The sequence below is a fragment of the Nocardia sp. TBRC8007 genome (genome assembly GCF_056629435.1).
In genome coordinates, this window is the sequence record NZ_JBWSOR010000039.1 from 1 (window position 1) to 20,512 (window position 20,512).

Below are 20,512 nucleotides of genomic sequence, written 5' to 3' on the forward strand. Positions count from 1 at the left end.
CGAAAATACTTTTCGAAGGCTGTCTCGGCACTGCTTCACGATCCGTGGCCTGGGGTCCGCAAACCGCGTTGACCTGCTGAAATACGCGAGAACAGATCTGTTTCGAGCGCACTTCACTCATTACTCGCACAGACGTGACTTGTGCGTATATTCGAGCGGCAGTCCGGAAACCCGCTGCTCCACCGACCGAAACAGATGTCACGGCCCCTGATGTGCTCAGGCCGGGTCGGATGAGTCCGGTCCGGTCGGTTCCACGCGCTCCGACGCCACCAGCTCCTCGGCGCGAGCCAACACTGCGTCCACACCCTCGGTCAGATCACTCATCCCGGTAAGACAGTCCAATAATTCGGCTAGTTCGTCGTGCATGGCTCGCAGCTCCGCAACCGCAGGATCCACCGGATACCACGCCACCGAGTCCCGCCACCAGGGGTCATCGGAGAGCCAAGCCCACAGCACATCCCGGACCAGCACCGCATCGGAGGTGTACATCTGGAAGGACTCGTTCGGTGATCCGGCCCAGTGCTCCAGTTCGTAAACACCGTCGGACAACAGCTTGGCACGGATCTCATGTGCGCCGGCCCTACTGAGCTCGAGTATGGCGCGGTCCCGGCCTGGCGGTACATCGAGGAGGTCACTGAGCGCGTGCTCGGTCAATCCCGGCAGCGGCGTCCCGTCTCCCGCGTGGATATGCACGTCGGTGGGGTCGATGCTCATCGTGTCAGTCTGCCCGAGCACTGTGATCGAATACGGGAAATGCGCTGGAGTCGGCGTGCCTCACTAACTGGTCCCGTAACAGCGGCTCAGCCATTGATTCAGCGCGCGAGCGCGAGGATTCAGCGCGCGAGTACGAGCGCCGGAGCCCGAGCCCTCCACAGCGAGACGACCTCGTCGTCGCGCACCGCCATCCACTCGATCACCCGGCGCGCGACGGTCTCGGGCAACCACTGTCCGACTTTTCCTCCATGTACCCGCTCCCAGATCGGCACACAGTCGATCAGGACGCAGACCATGCCGAAGCCGACCGCGGCGATATCCACAGACACCGCATCTTCTATAGATCGACGTGTTCAGATGCCGATCACGAGCCGGAACGCGAGGCAGAACCGCCCGAGTGCGCCGCCGCCATCCGAGCAGGCGCGATTTCGGCCACGTCCCGGCCTATGCAGTGCCGAAACAACGCGGAGGACCCACACCCACCCGGTGAGCATCCACTGGGCAACCGCTAATTTGTGCCCATGAGCCAACTGTATGCCAGCCCGCTACCGGACAAAGAACATCACGAGGGCGGGTTCCGGCCGATGAGCGAACTGACCGCTGCGCACGAGGCAGCGAAAGACGTCGATATCGCTCGTGGCGGACCGCACTATGGCGAGTTCATCGAACAGGTGCGCGGACTGATGGACCGGGTGCGTATGGCCAGCCCCTCCGATGAGCTGGCGGTAGAGGCGATCGGCATGCTGCGGGAGCTGAACAACAGGCTCGACGATGCCGTAGTGGACGAATGGTCGACCCCCAGCTGGTCCCGCTTCGACTTGCCTGCCCGCGGCAATATCACTCTGCCACCATTCCTGATCGACCACATCGACGAGCAGGGCATCGACGCGCACGTTACCTTTCGCACCTTTCACCTCGGTGGTAACAACGCCGCCCACGGCGGGCAGATCGCGACCGTCTTCGACGATCTGCTCGGTATGACCGCTGCCGTGCATACGGGCTCGATAACCAGGACCGCCTCGCTCACCGTCGACTATCGCTCGGTCACCCCGTTGAACACCGAACTATCGGTGCGCGGACGGACCGAACGCAGAGAGGGACGCAAGGTCTACGTCCGTGCCACCCTGCACGACGGCGAACGACTCTGCGCGGAAGCGCACGGTCTGTTCATCGTCCTCGAGCCGGGCCAGCCTTGAACACATCGCGTCAGCTGAGCACAGTCGGCGGAACAGTGCATCGCACCCGGTCTGCCGAGTACGATGCGCACCGGGAACGGCGCGCATCCGGCAATCACCGCCCTGGGAAATGCGCTTCCCGATAGGCGCCGAACCGGACATCCACTTGCTGAGCGGTCAGCCCGAAGTCACCGAGTGTGTATCGATGCGCCGGGCGCGCCGCGCCCGCGGTGTTCTCCACGTGCAAAGCGGCCATCGCCGCAGTCGCTTCCTCTGTGAGCGAAAGACCGAAGTGCCGATAGATCGACTTCACTGTGCCGATCGGATCGGCGACGAACTCGTCGTAGTCGATATCGCAGAACTGCGCCGGATCGTATCGCTTGCGATCGGCGAGGAAACGGTCCGCGCCACAGGCCCACAGATCCAGTTGCGTCGCGCCGACCACCGGTCCTCGAAACTTATCCGACCAGCCCGCCGAGGCCTGCTCGTTGAGGCTGCACACTGACGCGATAATAGTCCGCGGATCGCGATGCATCTGGATGACCAGCGCATCCGGATAGACCTCGAGCAGCGCCTCCAGCGCGAACAAGTGGCTGGGGTTCTTGAGCACCCAGCGTTTCCCGGCGTCCGGCAGCCCGATCAGCTGGAGGTTACGCCGGTGCCTACGGTAGGCGGGAGCCCAATCCTGGTCGCGCAGCCACTCGGAATAACGAGGCAGGTAGGCCAAGCATTCATAGGACACCGACATCGCCGACTGCCTGAGCAGCTGCCAGCACTCCTCGACCTGATCCGCCGAGATATGGTGCACGCCCATGAATTCCGGATGCTCCACATGGTGTTTGTCATAGGCGGCCGCGATGCGTTGATACATCGGGTTGCTCGTCCAGGTCTCGCGCGGCGGACGCGGCTGCGGCATCTCGGACAGCCACATCTCCAGCCCCTGATGCGCCGGGTCGGCGTTGAGCAGCCGGTGCACCGCAGTCGTGCCGGAACGCGGCAGACCGGTCACGAAGATCGGCCGTTCGATCGCTACCGCGGCATGTTCCGGAAACTGCCTCCATGCCGCCTCGCTGAGCAGCCGGGCGATCAGCGCACCGCGCAAAAATGCGCGGTTCACCTTATTGCCCAACGGAGTGAGTTCGGCATCCTGGGCATAGGATTCGAGCAATACGGACAATCCCTCGCGGTAGTCGTCGGCGCCGAAGTCGTCCAGCCCGACCACCTTGGTCGCCGAGGCGTGCAGATCATCGATGGTTCCGACATCGTCCCTACCGATCACGGTCATCTCCTCTGTGTGTGCGGGACTCCCGCAAATGTGTGTGCTGGACACCCGCAGCGCGTCGCGATAGTGCGCACTGCGTAGTGGAGGTTCACGCTGCCCGCCTAGTGGTGGTACTCACCGGCGTTGACATCCAGGCACGCGCCGGTGATCGCTCGCGCCATGGCGGAAGCGAAGAACACGACGGCGTCGGCAATCTCGTCGGGTTCGGGCAGTTTACGCAGGTCGAGGGTCTTCGCTGTCTCGGCGTAGACCTCCTCGACGGTAATCCCCCGCTGTTGAGCGAGGTAGTTGAAGTACCACTTCAAGTTGTCGGCCCAGATATATCCGGGCGCGATGGAATTCACCCGGATACCCTTCGGCCCGAGTTCGGTAGCCAGACTCTGCGCCAAGGCGAGTAACCCTGCCTTGGCCATCTTGTACGGTCCGAACGTTCGCCGCGAGTGTCGCAGCACAGCCGAGTTGATCATCACCACCGACCCCTTGGACTCGGCGAGAACAGGCACGAAAAGCCTGGTCAAACGCAACGCAGCTAGGACATTGGTCTCGAAGCCCGCCCGCACCTGAGCCAGGTCGACATCGGCGAGGTCAGCGATCGGCGGGATCGCGAAGGCATTGTTCACCAACGTGTCCACCTTTCCGAATGTGCTGTAGGCGGTCTCGACGAGTTGCGCAGCCGCGGCCTCGTTGTCGATATCGGTCACAGCGACCACGGCTTGTCTGCCGAGCTCGGTGATCTCTTTGGCCACCTCGGTCAGCCGTGCTTCGGTCCGCGCGGCAAGCACGATGTCGGCACCGGCTTTCGCGCTCTGCACAGCGATGGCGCGTCCCAGCCCTGGACCGACACCTGAGACCACAACTACTTTGTCCCGCAACAACATCAGCCGAGCATCCTCTCCGCGACTGCCACCTGACGCGCCTCGATACGAGCGCGCCACTGCTCCGGCGTGACGCGCGCCTGGTCGTAGAACGGCAGGCGCTCGGGCAGATCGGCGATCGGCGCTATGTCCACAGCAGGCCCGTCGTCGGGCTTCATCTCCCTGGACAGCCGCTGCCAGCGCAATTGCAAGTATCCCCGCGCGTGGCCGGTGCGTTCGATCCAGTTGGCCAGCCCTGGATCGCGCTCGCTGACCACCAGCCGAATCATCCCGTCCGGATCCACCTGTGCCTGGTCAGCGGTGAGACTGGTCTGATGGTTGATGTAGTCCAGCGACAAATACCACATGCTTCCGAGCTGAAAACCCTGATACGGCGCGTCGGATTTCGGCACCGTGATGATCATCGCCTGGTCGTCGTCCAATTCATAGTGCCCCACGGAGGAGAACTGAGTACTGAGGCCACCTGGCGTCGGCCTCGGCTCCGTCATCGTGTTCACCGGCAGGTTCAAATAGAACCACTCAGGGAAAGCTAGAAAGGTCCGTAACCGCGACACCAGCATCTTGCCCGCCACGCAATACCTCTTGGTCAGTAGGTCTTTGGTCAGCGGCGGCGGTGCGGCGCCGATCCGGTCGGCCCGCTGGATACGGATCGTGCCCGGCTTCTCGGTCGTCCAATCGCTGTAGACCTCCCGAACTATGAGCATCGCCGCATCGGAGCCTAGATGCACATAACCGGGGCTGGCCGCCTCGGGACCGAACCGGAGTTCATAGCGCCCCTCCGCATCGAGATCGAACGCGCGATCGTCGAACGCGGTGAGACTGTCGGGTACCTCCACCGGCGAGTAGTCGCCATTGAGCACCTGGAAGCTCAGGTCGCGGGTGGTCCCGCGAGTGCCGGTCACCACGTACTCCGCGTCCGGCCGCAAGTAGGAGTGGAAGTACAAGGTGTCCGGATTGTCCAGTCCCATCTTGGTGTACGGCCCGGTGGACTGCACGAAGAACGGGAAGTCTCGCTCATAGGCCCATGCCATCTGCAACGACGCACGGATGCTGCCTGCCAGATAGTCGTAACCCTCGACGAGGTCCTGTTCGGTGCGGATGTGCGCGGCCTCGGTGATGATCTGCTCGGCAGCGGCGATGGCGTCCGCGAACGGCTGTGTCAGCAAAAGGCACTCTCCATTGTTCCAAATATGTACCACTCTGGTACATTTCTATACAAGAAAGATTAGAACTTGTTCTAGGAGTGGTCAATGCCCGCACAGTTAGGAGCACCGGGGTCAGGAGTCGGCCGCCGGTCCGCGCCCACCGCACGAGTGATTCGAGTCCTGGATTTCTTCGTCGAGCAGCGCGGCAAACGCTTCGGCCTCTCCGAGCTGGCCCGCGAGCTGGATCTGGCCAAACCGACGTGCCTGGGCATCCTCACCGAACTGACCGCGGGCGGATACCTGGTGCGCGATGCCGACCACCGCACCTACGGCCTTGGTCCCGCGCTGATCGCGGCGGGCCGGGTCGCGCAAGACAGCTTCGCCATCTCCGCGTTGGCCCGCGTCGAGCTGGAGAAACTCACCACGCGCTATCGCACGACCTGCACTGCTTCCGCTGTAGTCGGCGAACAGATCATGGTGCTCGAAAGCACCGGACCCGGCTCGGTCAAGGTGGGCGCGGCATACCATTTCGCGCCGCCGGTCGGCCTGATGTACGTCCTCTGGGACACCGAAGCGGCCTTCGACGCCTGGCTGGCCACATCGCCCGTAGTGCCGGTGCGACAGGATGAAGCGCGCCTGCGTCAGGTCGTCGCCGAATGCCGCGCGCGTGGATTCCTGGTGGAGAGCATGACCACCGCCGGGCAGCGGCTGTATTCACTACTAGCTGGAGTCGCCGGCCGAGATCTCCCCTCTGAACTGCGCGAACTCGTCGGCGAGCTGGTGACGACCCTCGGAGAGCGGGTCTATCTGGGATCGAATCTGCGGCCTCGCAAAGAACACGCGGTGAGCCTGCTGGCCGCACCGACCTACGGCGGCGACAGCAGGCAGAACATGGTGCTCACGATGTATGTCGGCGCCTCGATCACCGGGGCCGAAATCGCCAGGCGTGGCGCCGCGCTGGTAGCGGCCGCCGACGCGGTAACCGTGCGCTCGGGCGGTCGCAAGCCATTGACCAATGGCATGAACGTGTTCTAATTTTTTGATGTGAGCCAGTACACAAAGTCGACGGCGAGCACCTACGAGCTTCCCCATCTGGACGCGCTCGAGGCCGAGTCGGCACATATATTCCGTGAAGTGGCGGCGACATTCGAACGCCCAGTGTTGCTGTTCTCCGGCGGCAAGGATTCAGTGGTGATGCTGCACTTGGCGGCCAAAGCCTTCTGGCCTGCGCCACTGCCGTTCCCGGTGCTGCACATCGATACCGGACACAACTTCGACGAGGTGATCGCCTACCGCGACGCGACAGTGTCGCGCCTGGGATTGCGACTGGTAGTCGGGCTGGTGCAGGACGATATCGATGCGGGGCGCGTAGTCGAAGAGAGCGGACCACGTGCTTCCCGCAATCGGTTGCAAACAGCAACGCTGCTGCGCTCGATCCACAAGGGATCGTTCGACGCGGTCTTCGGCGGCGCGCGCCGCGATGAGGAGAAGGCCCGCGCCAAGGAGCGGGTGTTCAGCTTCCGCGATGAATACGGCCAGTGGGATCCACGCAGTCAGCGCCCTGAGCTATGGAACCTGTACAACGGCAGACATCGAGTGGGCGAGCACATCCGGGTGTTTCCGCTGTCGAACTGGACCGAGCTGGATATCTGGAGCTATATCGCCGCCGAGGACATCGAACTGCCCCCACTGTATTACGCACACCGCAGGCCGGTGGTGCAACGCGATGGGATGCTTTTGGCGCACACCCGTTTCCTCACGCTGCTCGACGGTGAGCGCCCCTATACGGCCACCGTGCGCTTCCGAACTGTCGGCGACGCGACCTGCACCGGGTGTGTCGAATCCACCGCAGCCACTCCCGCGGAGGTGGTGGCCGAGGTCGCCGCCGCGCGAGTCACCGAGCGCGGCGCCACTCGCGCCGACGATCGCTTCTCCGAAGCAGGCATGGAAGACCGCAAACGCGAAGGCTACTTCTGATAGGGCTACCGATGACAACCACACTATTGCGCCTCGCCACCGCGGGCAGCGTCGACGACGGTAAATCGACCCTCATCGGCCGGCTGCTGTTCGACTCCAAGTCTCTCTTCACCGACCAGCTCGCCGCGGTGGAACGCACCAGCCGTGAGCGCGGCGACGACTACCCGAACCTAGCCCTGCTGACCGACGGCTTGCGCGCCGAACGCGAACAAGGCATCACCATCGACGTGGCGCACCGTTATTTCGCCACGCCCAGAAGAAAGTTCATCATCGCAGACACCCCAGGCCACGTGCAGTACACCCGCAATATGGTGACCGGCGCCTCGACCGCCGATCTGGCGCTGATCCTGGTGGATGCCCGCAAGGGTGTGGTGGAGCAAACCCGCCGCCACGCCTTCCTGGCCGGTCTCCTCGGCATCCCGCATCTGGTGCTGTGTGTGAACAAAATGGACCTGGTCAGCTGGTCGCAACAGCGATTCGAGGAGATCCGAGAGGAATTCGCCCGGTTCGCCGCCAAACTCGACGTCTCCGATCTCACCTTCGTGCCGGTATCAGCGTTACACGGCGACAATATCGTGCACCGAGGCACCGGCATGCCGTGGTACGAGGGCACTCCCCTACTACACCACCTCGAAGAGGTGCACATCGCCTCCGACCGCAATCTGATCGACGCACGTTTCCCGGTGCAGTACGTCACGCGCAAGCACGCCCAGGATTTCCGTGGTTACGCGGGCACTGTTGCGGGCGGGGTGTTCAAGCCGGGCGACGAAGTCACTGTACTGCCCTCCGGATTCACCACCACCGTCGAAGCGCTCTGGGGTCCCGGCGGCACAGCGATCCCAGAAGCGTTTCCCCCGCAAGCGATCACCATCCAGCTCACCGATGAGCTCGATATCTCACGCGGCGACCTGATCTGCCGACCGAACAACCGTCCGCACACCGGCCGCGACCTCGACGCGATGGTGTGCTGGTTCGCCGAGGACACCCAGCTCACCCCTGGCGCGACCTACACCATCCGGCACACCACTCGTGCGGCGACCGTCGAAGTCCGTTCCCTGGACTACCGGCTCGACGTCAACACCCTGCATCGCGATGAACACGCGGAGTCATTGTCGCTCAATGAGATCGGCCGGGTCCAGTTGCGCACCCGGCAGACGATGCTGTTCGACCCGTATCGGCGCAACCGAGCCACCGGGAGCTTCATCCTGGTCGACGACACCACCAACAATACCGTCGCCGCGGGCATGATCACCGGCCCTACCCTCCCCTCCACCCGCGTAGTCTGGCATTCCACCGCAGTCGGGCGGGACGAGCGCGCCACCCGCGGACTGACAGTCTGGTTGACCGGCCTGTCCGGTTCCGGAAAATCCACCGTCGCGGTGGAATTGGAGCGTCGCTTGGTGGCCGCGGGCCGCCCGGCATTCCTCCTGGACGGCGACAACCTGCGACACGGACTCAACGCCGATCTCGGGTTCAGCGCGGCGGACCGGGTAGAGAACGTCCGGCGCGTCGGCGAAGTGGCCAAACTGTTCGCCGAAGCGGGCGTGGTGGCGGTTGTCTCGCTGATCAGTCCGTACCGGGCCGACCGCGACCGGGTTCGGGCCGCGCACGTGGCGGCGGGCATCCCGTTCCTCGAAGTGTTCGTCGATACCCCGCTGGCGGTCTGCGAAGCCCGCGATCCCAAGGGCATGTACGCCAAGGCTCGCGCGGGAGAGATCCGCGGCTTCACCGGCATCGACGATCCCTATGAGGCACCGGTCGACGCCGAGATCGTACTGCGGCCCGACCACGACGACCCGACTGCGATGGCCGCGACCATCATCGCGCGACTGACGCGAATGGATTGACGTCGAAGACCTCGGCAACCGAAGTTGGTAAAGAAGGTGATGGTCGCCAGGCTGCCGAGCTGCCGAGCATAATGTGACGGGAACCCGATCAGCATTCCGATAGACCCCCGATCGCCGCGCCGAGCGGGGCATGCCAGCAGTACTTTCGCCGATCGAGGATCTAAGGGGACCTGGGCAATATCGGTGTTCATTTCAGCCGGTCCAGCGCTTGCGCGGCCAATGGGTCGTCAAAGCCATGGTGCTGTATGAAGTGCACTGCCAGCTTCGCCGGTTCGGTGATCCCGGCGTCATCGGGGTCGAATTCGCGGACACGACTACCGATGGAGGTCGCCTCGAACCCCTTGGCGTCAAGTTCGATTCGTCGCAGACGTGCAGGCTCAGCTTCTCAGGGTACAATTCATCACCGTATTCTTTGTATTCCTGATACGGTTCGATGACCGTGCGGTCGCGGCCCATGCCCGGATGCGGTTCGGTGGCGCCCAGCGCTTGCATACCCAGGCGCAGTTCGCGCAGGGTGAGAGTGATTGCCGCGCTGACGCCTTCCCATGACTCCTGGTGCATCTGACCCCAGTTGAAGCCGGGACTGCCGGGGTCGCCGTTGCTACCCAGCCAGGTGAACGGCACCTCCGACAGCGTCGAGAAGTAGCCCCAGATCAGCTCTTCATCCCAGCCAGCGCGGCCTGGAACTGCCCCTCTGTCATAACGTTCCCGCTCGCGAACCTATCGAGCCGGTCCGACACCTGGTTGCTGCGGAATCCACGCGCCGGAGGCTACTCGCGCACTGGCCACGTATGATGCGATGTGCCGAACATGTCTCGAAAGGACTGGTTGATGCGGTCGACCCTGCTGTCCCGGCGTGATCTCGATTTCCTGCTCTACGAATGGCTGGATATCGAAGAGCTCACCAAACGCGAGCGGTACGCCGAACACTCGCGGGAGACCTTCGACGCCGTGCTCGAACTCAGCGAGCAGCTGGCTACAAAATACTTCGCGCCACACAACAAGCTCAACGACAGCAACGAGCCGACCTTCGACGGCGAGCGCGTCACGCTCATCCCCGAAATCGGCCGGGCGCTGGACGCGTTCACCGAAGCCGGGTTGCTCGCGGCCGCGATGGATTACGACCTCGGCGGCACGCAGCTGCCCATGACGGTCACGCAGGCGAGCTACGCCTGGTTCCAGGCGGCCAATCCTGGCACCGCGGCCTACCCGTTCCTCACCATAGCCAACGCGAATCTACTGCTTGCCCATGGTGGTCCGGAACATATCAAGAAGTTCGTCCGGCCGATGCTGGCAGGCCGCTTCTTCGGCACCATGTGCCTGTCGGAACCGCAAGCCGGTTCGTCGCTGGCCGATATCGTCACCCGTGCCGAGCCGCAGGCTGATGGCACCTACCGGCTGTTCGGCACCAAGATGTGGATCTCCGGTGGCGATCACGAACTCGGTGAGAACATCGTGCATCTGGTGCTGGCCAAGATCCCCGGTGGTCCGGCGGGCACCAAGGGGATCTCGCTGTTCGTCGTACCCCGCTTCCTGGTGGGCGACGACGGCGCCCTCGGCGAGCGCAATGACGTCGCCTTGGCCGGGCTCAATCACAAGATGGGCTTCCGCGGCACGGTGAACACCGTGTTGAACTTCGGCGAAGGGCGCAGGCAGCCCGGTGGCGCGCCCGGCGCCGTCGGCTATCTGGTCGGCGAACCGCAGCGCGGACTGGCCTATATGTTCCACATGATGAACGAGGCGCGGATCGGTGTCGGTCTGATCGCTGCCGCGCTCGGTTATACCGGTTACCTGGAATCGCTCGACTACGCTCGCACTCGCACTCAGGGACGGGCCAAGCTGCCCGCCGATCCGGCCGCGCCGCAGCGGCCGATTGTCGAACACGCCGATGTGAAGCGCATGCTGTTGGCGCAGAAAGCCTATGCCGAGGGTGCGCTGGCGCTGGTGTGCTATTGCGCGCGGCTGGTCGACGATCAACGCACCGCCGACTCCGAGGAGGATCGCCGCGCGATCACTCTGCTGCTGGATATCCTGACTCCGATCGCCAAGAGCTGGCCCTCGCAATGGTGCCTGGAAGCCAATAGCCTCGCCATCCAGGTACTCGGCGGCTACGGCTATACCCGCGAGTACAACGTAGAGCAGCACTACCGCGACAACCGGCTCAACCCGATCCACGAGGGGACGCACGGCATTCAGGGTTTGGACCTGTTGGGGCGCAAGGTGACTCAACTGGGTGGCGCGAGTCTGCTCGCCCTCGGCGGACGAGTCGATACGACCATCACCACCGCCCGCGCAAAGGGCGGCGAGGCGGCCGATCTCGCTGACGCATTGGATGCGTCGTGGCGGCGGCTGGTCGAAGTGACCGCTGGGCTGTTCGCCTCCGGCGACCTCGAGGCCGCGATGGCCAACAGCTCGGTGTACCTGGAAGCGTTCGGTCACATCGTCCTGGCCTGGATCTGGCTCGAGCAGTTCCTCGCTACCTCGGATCGGCCCGGCGACTTCTACGAGGGCAAACGGCACGCCGCACGGTTCTTCTACCGCTTCGAATTACCCAAGACCGCACCGGCGCTGGAGCTGCTCTCCCGCCTGGACACCACCACCGTGCAGATGCGGGATGCCTGGTTCTGAACACAACCCATTTAGATACACAAAATAAGATATGTATCATTTCGACGGTGACCGTCTCCAACCAGCGAACCACCCGCTCTCCCGGCCGACCCGCCTCCGCCACCAGGGCGCAGGTCATCGAATGCGCCCGTCAGGCCTTCCTGTGCGGCGCGCGCGTGGACATCCAGGCGATCGCCGGACAACTCGGACTCAGCCGCGCCTCGATCTACCGCTGGTTCGGCTCGCGGGACGGCGTGCTCGGCGCAATGTTGGCCGGGGAGTTCGAAACACTGCTCACCCACGCCGATACCCGCCGCCGATCCACCGGCGCCCGCCGCATCCTGGATGTGCTCCATCGAGTCAACTGCTGGATGAGCGACAACGAGCCGTTCCGGCGCTACTTCGAGAACGAGCCGCTGTCCGGACTGCGCATCCTGACCGCGAGCGACGGACCGGTACAGCCATTGGTCGTCGGCATGGTGCGAGAACTGATCATCCGCGTCGCACAGGAGGACGGCTACCGTCCACCACTGGAGCCTGCGCTGCTGGCCTACGCGCTGGTCCGGCTCGGTGAGGGGTTCCTGTACAACGACAATGTCGCGGGCATCCGCGGCGATGTCGACCGCTTGCACGAGGTGCAGGCGGCACTACTGGGCATTCCCGAGGCGATCACAGGCTAGAGGGGGGCTGTGTCGCAATCAGGTGAGTGCGCCGCTCGGTCCGCACTCACCTGTGTCGTAGCCATTGGTCGATGGCGGCGACCGGCCTGACAGCACCATCGCGGCAGACAACGGCAATGTACTGATGAGCTCACATGATCGTCGAATCGACCCTCACCTACCACCGGATCCCATTGATGAGCTACCGCTTCGTCCGCTGGATTGCGGGACGGGCCGACCGGATAGCAGGATCGGCCCCATGGCGGATTCGAGTACCGTGCCGAAGGCCGGATGCGTGAGCGAACATGCGCGATTCCGGGACCGGGCGGAAATGGTCGTGCTACCGGGCGATCACCGCGCATGGGTGGTGGGCGCATACGACGATGTCGCCCGGTTACTGGCCGATCCACGGTTGGCTCTGAACAAAGTTCACTCCCGCGACGGGTACAAGGGATTCTCGCTGCCGCCGTCGCTGGATGCCAATTTGCTGAACATGGATGGCACTGATCATGCGCGCATCCGGGCGCTCGCAGCACCGGCGTTCACTCGCCGATCGGTCGCCCAGCTGGATGCGATGGTGGCCGACATAGCCACCCATCATGTGAGCACACTCGCCGCGGATGGAACGGTCGATCTGCTGACCGAGCTATGTGTGCCCATACCCGCGACCGTGATCGGTCGGTTACTGGGTGTGCCGCCGTCATTGTTCACGCCGCTGCGCGACGCCGCGACCGCGATGGTGTGCTTCGACGCCGAATCACCCGAGTCGCTTCCACGGCTGGTTACCGCAGTGGGATTCTTGACCGAGACCTTCGAAGAACTGGTCCGCGACAAGCGTGGGTCGAGTGCCGACGACGGACTGATCAGCGAGTGGGTGCGGGCTGTCGATGGAGGCTCGTCACTATCGGACGAGGAAGTAGTATCGCTGACGTTCCTACTGATGATGGCCGGGATGGAGAATGCGGCACATCTGCTCGGGAATGTCTTCGCCGCCCTGCTGAACGCACCTGAGGATCCGAGGGCCGCATGGTCGAGCAGGAAGCAGTCCCTGGTCGAGCAGGCCAACCCCGCACCCTTCGCCATCCGTCGCTTCGCGCTAGCGGACGTGACTGTCGGTGACGCGGCCATACCCGCGGGCGCGACTGTGCTGTTGTCGCTGGTCGCGGCCGATACCGACCCACATCGGGGGCAGCGGCCGAGCCTGATGTTCGGCCGAGGCCCGCATTACTGTCTGGGTGCGAGGATCAGCGAGGCGGTGCTCGACGCCGCGGTGACCGCGTTCACGGCCCGGTGGCCGCATGCCCGGCCGGCTGGGGCGGTCGACGACTTGGTCTATCGGGACTCGTGGCGCACACACGGGTTGACCGCGCTGCCAGTCGTTCTCGGCGTTGGCACGCCTGCGTAAGAAGCCGGGCAGTGACCGCCGTGTCGAATCGTCGGTTGTACCGTTGTCCGGGCATGGCCGAATGCTGGGCACTCGGCTGATGAGACCGCCGCAGCCGATCGCTTCGCCGCCGAGGTGTAGTGCGATCACCGGCACCCGATGCTCCGACCGAGCCACGGCTGATGTCAGCTGAACTGCTGGTAGGTGAGCCGGATACCCTCCGCGATGGTGGTGGTCGCGGTCCAGCCCAGTTCGGTGGCCGCCTTGGATGAATCGATCGCACCATAGCGCCATTCGCCGGAGCGGGGATCGGCATGGATAGCCTTGATAGCGGTGCCTGCGGCAGTGTTGACCGCTGCGAGCAGCTCCAACACGCTGGTGCCGCGACCAGTGCCGATATTGAACACTGATTCGATGCCGTTGTACCCGGTGGCCGCTTCGAACGCCCGAACCACGTCGGCAACGTAGACGTAGTCTCGAGTCTGGAGCCCGTCGCCGAAAATAGTCGGAGTTGCACCGCGCGCGATCTGTCCGCAGAAGATCGCGACCACCCCCGCCTCACCGTGCGGGTCTTGACGTGGACCGTAGGCATTGCCGAGCCGCAGCGAGGCATGGTTGGTGCCGTACAGTCGGTTGTACAGCGAAAGATACTGCTCAGCACTGTATTTTGAGATGCCGTACGGTGCGTGGGTCTGCGGGAGCACAGTTTCCGCGGTAGGCAGGGGAACGCCGTCGCCGTACATCGCACCACCAGTGGAGGCGAAAAGGACTCGAGCCCCGACCTGGCGTGCGGCCTCGAGCACATTGACAGTGCCGAGGATATTCGCGGCGGCGTCGGTCCGTGGGTCTGCGACCGAATGGCGGACACTGATTTGCGCGGCCAAGTGCAAGATCAGCTCGGGTGCCTCGGCTGCGACAATCCGGTTCATCGTGTCGGCGTCACGAATATCGGCTTCATAGAGAGCCGCGGCGGCAGGAATCCGGGTTTTGTCGCCGGAGGACAGATTGTCGATCACACTGACCTGGTGACCTCGGTCGATATAGCGGTCGAGCAGATGTGATCCGATGAAACCGGCGCCACCGGTGATCAGCACGCGAGTCATGAAGCCTCTTTCATAGCAGGAAGGTCCGCGCCACGATCGTGCCAGGCCGGTTCCCGCGCCGTCGCGCGGAGTCCTCGGCTGCCTATCGCGCTGTGTCGGTCGGTACTGTGTGTCGGTCAGTACTGTGTGTCGGTCAGTATTGTGTATTGATGTGACCTGGTGTCCAGGTACCTGACCGCTGAACATATTCGATCGACACCCGCGCCGGACCAGCACTGGGATCCAGTGGAATGTAGCGTTGCAGCGAGCCCCAATCACGGTCCCATGTGTTGTTCAGATAGGTGGGCAGCGTCTCCGGACGCAGCAGAAGCTGTATCCAGCCAAGAGGACCACCACCATCGTGGCCCTGCCATAGATCGGTGATCGCCGCCCCATCGCGATCGGGCAGAATCCGGTAGGCCGGGAGCACGCCGACACCGGCATAGGTCGGCATCAGCCGCTGGCAGGGATAGCTCAACCCGACTGTCCAATCCAACAGCACCGGCGCCTCGGGCCCCACCACGGCATTCAGCGTTCGAGTCTGCGGAATACGCGGCGGAGTCACCGCCAACCACTGGTCCTTGTCGGAATTGCTATCGCTTGCCACGATCCGGACAACATCCGCCTCGACCGGCAGCTGATCCAGCGGGATACGGAGATTGCGCCACGACGGCGCGGGCCCGATATCGATCGGCACGACCTTCCCTAGAGAGGTGACACTGCCATCAGGCTGCCGCCGCCCGTATTCGAGCCGAACATCCTGTCCGGGGCGGGCCATGCCGTACCGGTCGACCGATCTGATGCGCCCCGCGGCAGCGATAGCGATGATCTGGCCGCGCTCCGCGGCGGTCGCGCCGGGCAGCTGATACCAGTCGCTGATCAACTCGGCAGGCACCTGCTCGCCGTCTCGGTAACTACCGAGCACCGGTGTGGTCGTGGGCTCCAGACCGAAGGGCAGCGGGACGCTGCTGCCGTTGATCCCGGTGCTGGAGGGACCGCCGGATTCTGTTCCAGCCACTTCCTGCTCGTTATCCGGATTCTTGACCGAGTTCGCCAAACTCGTGTCTGTCTCGGTTTCCTCCGAAGTGAGATCGGCGGCGACTCCGTTGTTCGTGAACCCGGTCGATCGGGTGCCTGCCAGCGCTGTGGCGATGTCGCCGCTGAGCGGTCGGAGCATGGAGGCATTGGGATCGGTCTCGACCAGTACTTGATCGGCGAGGCCGCATCCGCCGGAGAGCTCAGCGATATTCGATGCCGCAAGTGAGAACGACGGATACTGCGCCACAGTCGCTTTCGCGAACGACAACACCTCGAAGGCCACCATGGCGGCGGCAGCGACCACGAGTACCGGGATACGGCCGAGGCGCGGGGCGGTCGGGGCGGGACTGGTATGCGACGGACGGATATGGAGCCAAGCCGCCGCCGCCAGTGCGAGCACGGTCATACCTGCGAAAAAGGTGGACAGCCCCTTACCGAGGATTTCCGGTGGGATGGTTTCCCACGGGACTCCCCAGGAGGATGCGTACCAATAGCCGTTCGTGCCGACGAACGACATCGCCAGGAGGAAAAAGACCGCTGCCGCGAATAGCGCGCGGTTGCGCAGCGGGCGCATCACCCGTGGGCTCACGGCGACTGCGGTCAGCGCGGCGAGCGCTCCGGCCAGGCCTGCGTACACACCGAAGTGGTGGGTCCACTTGGTCGGCGTGAACATCATCAAGATCATCGCCCCGAACGTGATGCCGACGAGCCGCTGCGCAGGCCCGTTCGCGGTGCCGGGAATACGCCCGCCCCGACGCAGCATCGTCACCAGGCAGACACCCGCGCCGAGTACCAGCACGAACACCCCGAATCGCCGAGTCAACGAGCCGTCCGCGTTGATCTGGAGCAACCACTGGTATCGGAGATACTCGAAGAACCATGGCTCGCCGGGACCGATGAGACCGTGCACATGCGCCATCTCACGGACCCCAGCGAGTGTCTGGTCTGCGAACACAGCGGTGAGCACCACGAGACCGGAGGCGAGCAGCGGGACCAGCAACGGAAGGTAGCCGACAGCCCTGGCGCGGTGCACGAGGATCTGGGTGAGCCGACGAGCGCCCGCGAAGAGAGCGGCGAAGCAGATGAGACCGGAGGGCCCGACGGTGAGGGTGAACGCGCCCACGATGAGCGCCACTGCCGCGGGGAGCAACCGCCGGGATGCGATGGCCCGCTCGACGGAGCACCAGGTCAACAGCACGCCCAGCGCGACAATGGGTTCGGGACGCAAGCCGTTGTTGTACGGCAGCCAGAATGCGAGAAAAACCAGGGCACTGGTCCACACCGCGATTCGGTCGCCGCGCACAGCAGCACCCAATCTCGGCATGACCTCGCGACTGATCACCCACCACGCGACGATGCCCGCCACTAATGCGGGCAGTCGCATCCATGGACTGGCCGTGGACAGCTTGGCCATCCAGGCCAGCAGGTCGTAGTACGGAGTGCCGATAGGGGCTTCGGTAACTCCGAACCAGCGAAAATAGTTCGCCATGTAGCCCGAGCTCTCGGAGGCGCGGGCCATACCCAGCTGGTATCCGTCATCGGAGGTGTTCGCGCCGATGAAATGCCAGACCACAAGCGTGGTCACGACAAGGGCGTCGACCGGCCGCGGTCGCCACCAGTCGGCGGGCAGGAACCGCCTGGTGGATCGTCCGTCGGCGGAGTCGAGACGATGCAGCATGGCGAGTGCTGCCAGCGTGGCGAGCAGGCAGATCGCGATCGCGATGAGCTTTAGTGCCGATGGTGAGGTCGTGAAGCGGGAGTCGACCTCGACATCGACGCGCAGCCCCTGCGGTGGCGCACCGGTCAGCTCGGTGAACAGTCCTACCACCTGGGGGCGGAGATCGGTGGTGAGCGTATTACCCGGAACAGCAGTACCACCAATGCTGTTCACCGTCGCGCGTTGCTGATCGATAGCGACCGTGAGCACACACGACTGTCCGGCGACCGAGCTCAGGGGAGCCGACCACAGCAGCGTGTCGCGCACGACGACATCGACTCGTCCTGGGCGGTCGGCCGTGTCCGGTACGGTCTTGACGACAAGCCCGTACCGATCCATGTCCGGCGATTGCCTAGCAACCGTGGACAACACGACACCGCCGGACGCCGACAGCGCGTCGAACGCGGCACATGGGATCTCGGCCGATAGTTCGGTCGGAGCATAGGAAACCAACGGTGACGTCACCGATGAGACCGTCCCCGCCTGTGGCCACGAAATACTCGACTGCTCTTGGCGAACCGGAAGAAACGGAATCGATAGCGCGATAGCCACCGCCACGACTCCGGCGAGGACAGCCCACAGCCGCGGCCGACCGAGGGAAGAAGCGACGTCAGTTGCCGAATTCCCCCGGTGCGCAGGCCTCGGAACAAATACTCGCTCTTCGCCCTTGCTGAGAATCACAGCTGCGGATGCTACCGCGCAGATGACCGACCAGCATGGTCGCGACAAGGCATCGAACGCAGTGCTCGCGTACCCGAGCGGAAATCAGTCGCGGTCCAGCACCGCCCGCAGGAATTCACGAGTACGAGGCTCACGCGGATCGGTGAAGATCTGCTCCGCGGGCCCCTCTTCGACGATACGCCCGGCGTCGAGCATCATCACCCGGTCGGATACCTCACGCGCGAAACGCATTTCGTGCGTGACGCAGAGGAAAGTGATGTCGGTGGTGGCGGCGATATCCCGGAGCAGACCAAGCACTCCGGTCACCAGCTCCGGGTCGAGCGCGGAGGTCACCTCGTCGAGCAGGAGCACATCGGGGTCCATGGCCAGTGCCCGCGCGATCGCCACCCGCTGTTGCTGGCCGCCGGACAGCTGGGTCGGCCGAGCCATCGCCTTCTCCGATAGTCCGACCATCTCCAGCAGCTCGAGCGCCCTGGCCTCCGCGACATCCTTGGACCGGCCGAGCGCGCGGACCGGGCCTTCGGTGATGTTGCGTAGCACGTTCATATTCGGGAACAGGTTGAAATGCTGGAACACCATGCCGATCGAGCGCCGCGCCCGACGCAGGTGAGCCTCGTCCGCGGGCACCAGGCGATCACCTTTGCGCATATGGCTCAGCAGGTTTCCATCCACCTCGATGGTGCCCGAACTCACCCGTTCCAGCGTCATCAGCAGCCGCAGCACTGTGGTCTTCCCGGAACCCGACGGCCCGATCAGACTGACGAACTCGCCCGGCGTGACAGTGAAATCGAGCCGGTCGAGGCAGGAGACCTTGCCGTAGGACTTGACCACATCGGCGAACCGGATCATCGGCGCCACGGGTTGCCGATCGGCTCGCTCCTCGACGAGTTCGGGGAGCGCGCGGGTATCCACGGGCTCACTTTGCTTCGATAGCTCCGACACGGAGTTGCACCTTTCGTACCAGAATCGAGCACGGATAGCTCAGTGCGAGGAAGGTGAGCCCGACCGCCAACCAGGCCTCGGGCCCGGTGCCACCGGTGTCGGAGGCATACGCGGTTTTGACCTGATACACCATGTCGAGGATCACGATCGAAGACAGCAGCGGCACCTCCTTGAACATCGCGATGGTGTAGTTGCCGAGCGCGGGTAGAACTCGGGGAACTGCCTGCGGCAGAATGACATCGGTCCAGGTCCTTACCCTGGGCAAGCTCAGTGCGGTTGCCGCCTCCCATTGCGCGGCGGGCACCGCGTCGATCCCGGCCCGGTAGACCTCGGCGGTATAGCAGGCGTAGTGCACGCCCAATGCCAGCACGCCGACCAGCAACCGCTGGGTATCGATCGGCAGCGCGTCGAACACCGCGGGACGGACCACCCAGTAGAGGACGAAGATCTGCACCAGCAAAGGAGTACTGCGCACGAATTCGATGAATGCCCACAGCAGTTGGTCCACCACTGGTATCCGCATCCGCCGGATCATCGCGAAGATCAGACCGAGCGCGTAGGCGACCAGCGAACCGAGCACAGTGAACTGGATGGTGACGAGCAGCCCGTCCCAAATATAGGGGAATGCTTCGAAGAAGCGATCCCAGCGCCACTTCTCCATCAGCCGCTCACCGCCATCTTCCAGCGACGCGACCGGGTGGGCAGACGCCTGCCGATCCGCCGGGCCGCCAGTCTTTCCAGCACTCGCATGATCAGGGTGATCACGATCGCGAGCAGCAGGTAGCACAGCAGCTCGATGGTGTAGATGACACCGAGCTCTCGGGAGAACGCCGGAACCGCGCGCAGCTCATCGGCTTTCTTGAAGATCTCCGGCACGGCGATGAAGCTCAACAGTGCCGTACCTTTCAGCAGCTGGATGAACAGATTGTTGAACGAGGGCAACATTTCGACCACCGCCTGCGGCAGAATGACCCGCCACATCCGCTGCGGCGCGGACAGATTCACCGCGATCGCGCCCTCGAACTGCGCACGCGGTACTGCGGACACAGCGCCGCGAACTATTTCAGCACCGTAGGCGCCATGGTTCAGCCCGAGCACCGCAATGCCGATCAGCAGCAGCCCTTGTGCGGTGGCACCGAGCGTAATACCCAAGAAAATCGGCACCGCCACCGCGAAGAAGAACAGCTGCACCACTTCCGAGCTGCCACGGAAGCCCTCGACATACAGTCTGGCCGGAACCCTCAGCCACGCAGAAGACGAGAGTAAGGCCAGTCCGGAGAGGAACGACAGCACCACAGTCAGGGCGATGCCGCCCACGGTCGCCCAGACCGTGAACGGCAAACCCGCGAGAATACGTTCCAGATAGACGTCGATATGCTCGGTCAAA

Annotated in this window: 18 protein-coding genes; 7 read left to right on the forward strand and 11 right to left on the reverse strand. The window is 63.9% G+C overall.

The annotated features are described in order from the left end of the window. Nucleotides 1-216 precede the first annotated feature (216 nt). Together ACX4ZE_RS20200 and ACX4ZE_RS20205 are read right to left on the reverse strand one after the other, a co-directional pair. The gene (locus ACX4ZE_RS20200; RefSeq protein WP_480275035.1) at nt 217-714 is read right to left on the reverse strand and encodes a hypothetical protein; all 498 of its coding nucleotides are present in this window, start codon (nt 712-714) and stop codon (nt 217-219) included. Between the two features lie 119 nt (nt 715-833). Beyond that, nucleotides 834-1,043 (reverse strand): hypothetical protein, encoded by a 210-nt coding sequence (locus ACX4ZE_RS20205; RefSeq protein ID WP_480275036.1) that lies wholly within the window; start codon nt 1,041-1,043, stop codon nt 834-836. A gap of 192 nt (nt 1,044-1,235) precedes the next feature. Between ACX4ZE_RS20205 and ACX4ZE_RS20210 the strand changes: the two genes are divergently transcribed. Continuing rightward, nucleotides 1,236-1,910: a PaaI family thioesterase gene (locus tag ACX4ZE_RS20210; protein ID WP_480275037.1), complete on the forward strand. Its 675-nt coding sequence runs from the start codon at nt 1,236-1,238 to the stop codon at nt 1,908-1,910. Nucleotides 1,911-2,004: 94 nt separating this feature from the next. On the opposite strand, the gene ACX4ZE_RS20215 is transcribed toward ACX4ZE_RS20210, so the two are convergent. The 3 genes from ACX4ZE_RS20215 to ACX4ZE_RS20225 form a co-directional block, all read right to left on the reverse strand. Then, nucleotides 2,005-3,168: a sulfotransferase family protein gene (locus ACX4ZE_RS20215; protein WP_480275038.1), complete on the reverse strand. Its 1,164-nt coding sequence runs from the start codon at nt 3,166-3,168 to the stop codon at nt 2,005-2,007. 104 nt (nt 3,169-3,272) lie between these two features. After that, a complete protein-coding gene (locus ACX4ZE_RS20220; RefSeq protein WP_480275039.1) occupies nt 3,273-4,049 on the reverse strand; it encodes an SDR family oxidoreductase in 777 nt (258 codons plus the stop codon). Further along, nucleotides 4,049-5,212 carry a hypothetical protein gene (locus ACX4ZE_RS20225; protein WP_480275040.1) on the reverse strand — a complete coding sequence of 388 codons (1,164 nt, stop codon included), beginning with the start codon at nt 5,210-5,212 and terminating at the stop codon, nt 4,049-4,051. Before ACX4ZE_RS20225 ends, ACX4ZE_RS20220 begins: the two co-directional genes overlap by 1 nt. A gap of 84 nt (nt 5,213-5,296) precedes the next feature. Between ACX4ZE_RS20225 and ACX4ZE_RS20230 the strand changes: the two genes are divergently transcribed. Genes ACX4ZE_RS20230 through cysC form a run of 3 tightly spaced genes read left to right on the forward strand, consistent with a single transcriptional unit; the run spans nt 5,297 to nt 9,015 of the window. Further along, a complete protein-coding gene (locus ACX4ZE_RS20230) occupies nt 5,297-6,226 on the forward strand; it encodes a helix-turn-helix domain-containing protein (RefSeq protein WP_480275041.1) in 930 nt (309 codons plus the stop codon). A gap of 9 nt (nt 6,227-6,235) precedes the next feature. Next, nucleotides 6,236-7,168 carry a sulfate adenylyltransferase subunit CysD gene (gene cysD / locus ACX4ZE_RS20235; RefSeq protein ID WP_480275042.1) on the forward strand — a complete coding sequence of 311 codons (933 nt, stop codon included), beginning with the start codon at nt 6,236-6,238 and terminating at the stop codon, nt 7,166-7,168. Nucleotides 7,169-7,179: 11 nt separating this feature from the next. Then, nucleotides 7,180-9,015 (forward strand): adenylyl-sulfate kinase, encoded by a 1,836-nt coding sequence (cysC, locus tag ACX4ZE_RS20240; protein ID WP_480275043.1) that lies wholly within the window; start codon nt 7,180-7,182, stop codon nt 9,013-9,015. A 192-nt stretch (nt 9,016-9,207) separates the two neighbouring features. On the opposite strand, the gene ACX4ZE_RS20245 is transcribed toward cysC, so the two are convergent. Further along, nucleotides 9,208-9,639, reverse strand: coding sequence for a hypothetical protein (locus tag ACX4ZE_RS20245; RefSeq protein WP_480275044.1), 432 nt, complete (start codon nt 9,637-9,639; stop codon nt 9,208-9,210). Nucleotides 9,640-9,846: 207 nt separating this feature from the next. On the opposite strand from ACX4ZE_RS20245, the gene ACX4ZE_RS20250 reads away from it, so the two are divergent. The 3 genes from ACX4ZE_RS20250 to ACX4ZE_RS20260 all read left to right on the forward strand — a co-directional run bounded on the left by ACX4ZE_RS20250 (nt 9,847) and on the right by ACX4ZE_RS20260 (nt 13,686). Then, nucleotides 9,847-11,643, forward strand: coding sequence for an acyl-CoA dehydrogenase (locus ACX4ZE_RS20250; protein ID WP_480275045.1), 1,797 nt, complete (start codon nt 9,847-9,849; stop codon nt 11,641-11,643). A gap of 47 nt (nt 11,644-11,690) precedes the next feature. Continuing rightward, nucleotides 11,691-12,302 (forward strand): QsdR family transcriptional regulator, encoded by a 612-nt coding sequence (locus ACX4ZE_RS20255; RefSeq protein WP_480275046.1) that lies wholly within the window; start codon nt 11,691-11,693, stop codon nt 12,300-12,302. Between the two features lie 238 nt (nt 12,303-12,540). Further along, a complete protein-coding gene (locus ACX4ZE_RS20260; RefSeq protein WP_480275047.1) occupies nt 12,541-13,686 on the forward strand; it encodes a cytochrome P450 family protein in 1,146 nt (381 codons plus the stop codon). A gap of 164 nt (nt 13,687-13,850) precedes the next feature. Here ACX4ZE_RS20260 and ACX4ZE_RS20265 read toward each other — a convergent pair whose 3' ends face one another. The 5 genes from ACX4ZE_RS20265 to ACX4ZE_RS20285 all read right to left on the reverse strand — a co-directional run bounded on the left by ACX4ZE_RS20265 (nt 13,851) and on the right by ACX4ZE_RS20285 (nt 20,511). Further along, nucleotides 13,851-14,768, reverse strand: a complete 918-nt coding sequence (locus ACX4ZE_RS20265) for an NAD-dependent epimerase/dehydratase family protein (RefSeq protein WP_480275048.1) — start codon at nt 14,766-14,768, stop codon at nt 13,851-13,853. Between the two features lie 133 nt (nt 14,769-14,901). Then, nucleotides 14,902-18,084 carry an arabinosyltransferase domain-containing protein gene (locus ACX4ZE_RS20270; RefSeq protein ID WP_480275070.1) on the reverse strand — a complete coding sequence of 1,061 codons (3,183 nt, stop codon included), beginning with the start codon at nt 18,082-18,084 and terminating at the stop codon, nt 14,902-14,904. Between the two features lie 183 nt (nt 18,085-18,267). Beyond that, the gene (ehuA, locus tag ACX4ZE_RS20275; protein WP_480275071.1) at nt 18,268-19,032 is read right to left on the reverse strand and encodes an ectoine/hydroxyectoine ABC transporter ATP-binding protein EhuA; all 765 of its coding nucleotides are present in this window, start codon (nt 19,030-19,032) and stop codon (nt 18,268-18,270) included. Between the two features lie 67 nt (nt 19,033-19,099). Continuing rightward, on the reverse strand, nt 19,100-19,786 hold the full coding sequence (gene ehuD / locus ACX4ZE_RS20280; RefSeq protein WP_480275049.1) for an ectoine/hydroxyectoine ABC transporter permease subunit EhuD: 687 nt from the start codon (nt 19,784-19,786) through the stop codon (nt 19,100-19,102). Then, nucleotides 19,786-20,511 carry an amino acid ABC transporter permease gene (locus ACX4ZE_RS20285; RefSeq protein ID WP_480275050.1) on the reverse strand — a complete coding sequence of 242 codons (726 nt, stop codon included), beginning with the start codon at nt 20,509-20,511 and terminating at the stop codon, nt 19,786-19,788. The genes ehuD and ACX4ZE_RS20285 overlap by 1 nt, the downstream gene beginning before the upstream one ends. Between the last annotated feature and the right edge of the window lies 1 nt (nt 20,512).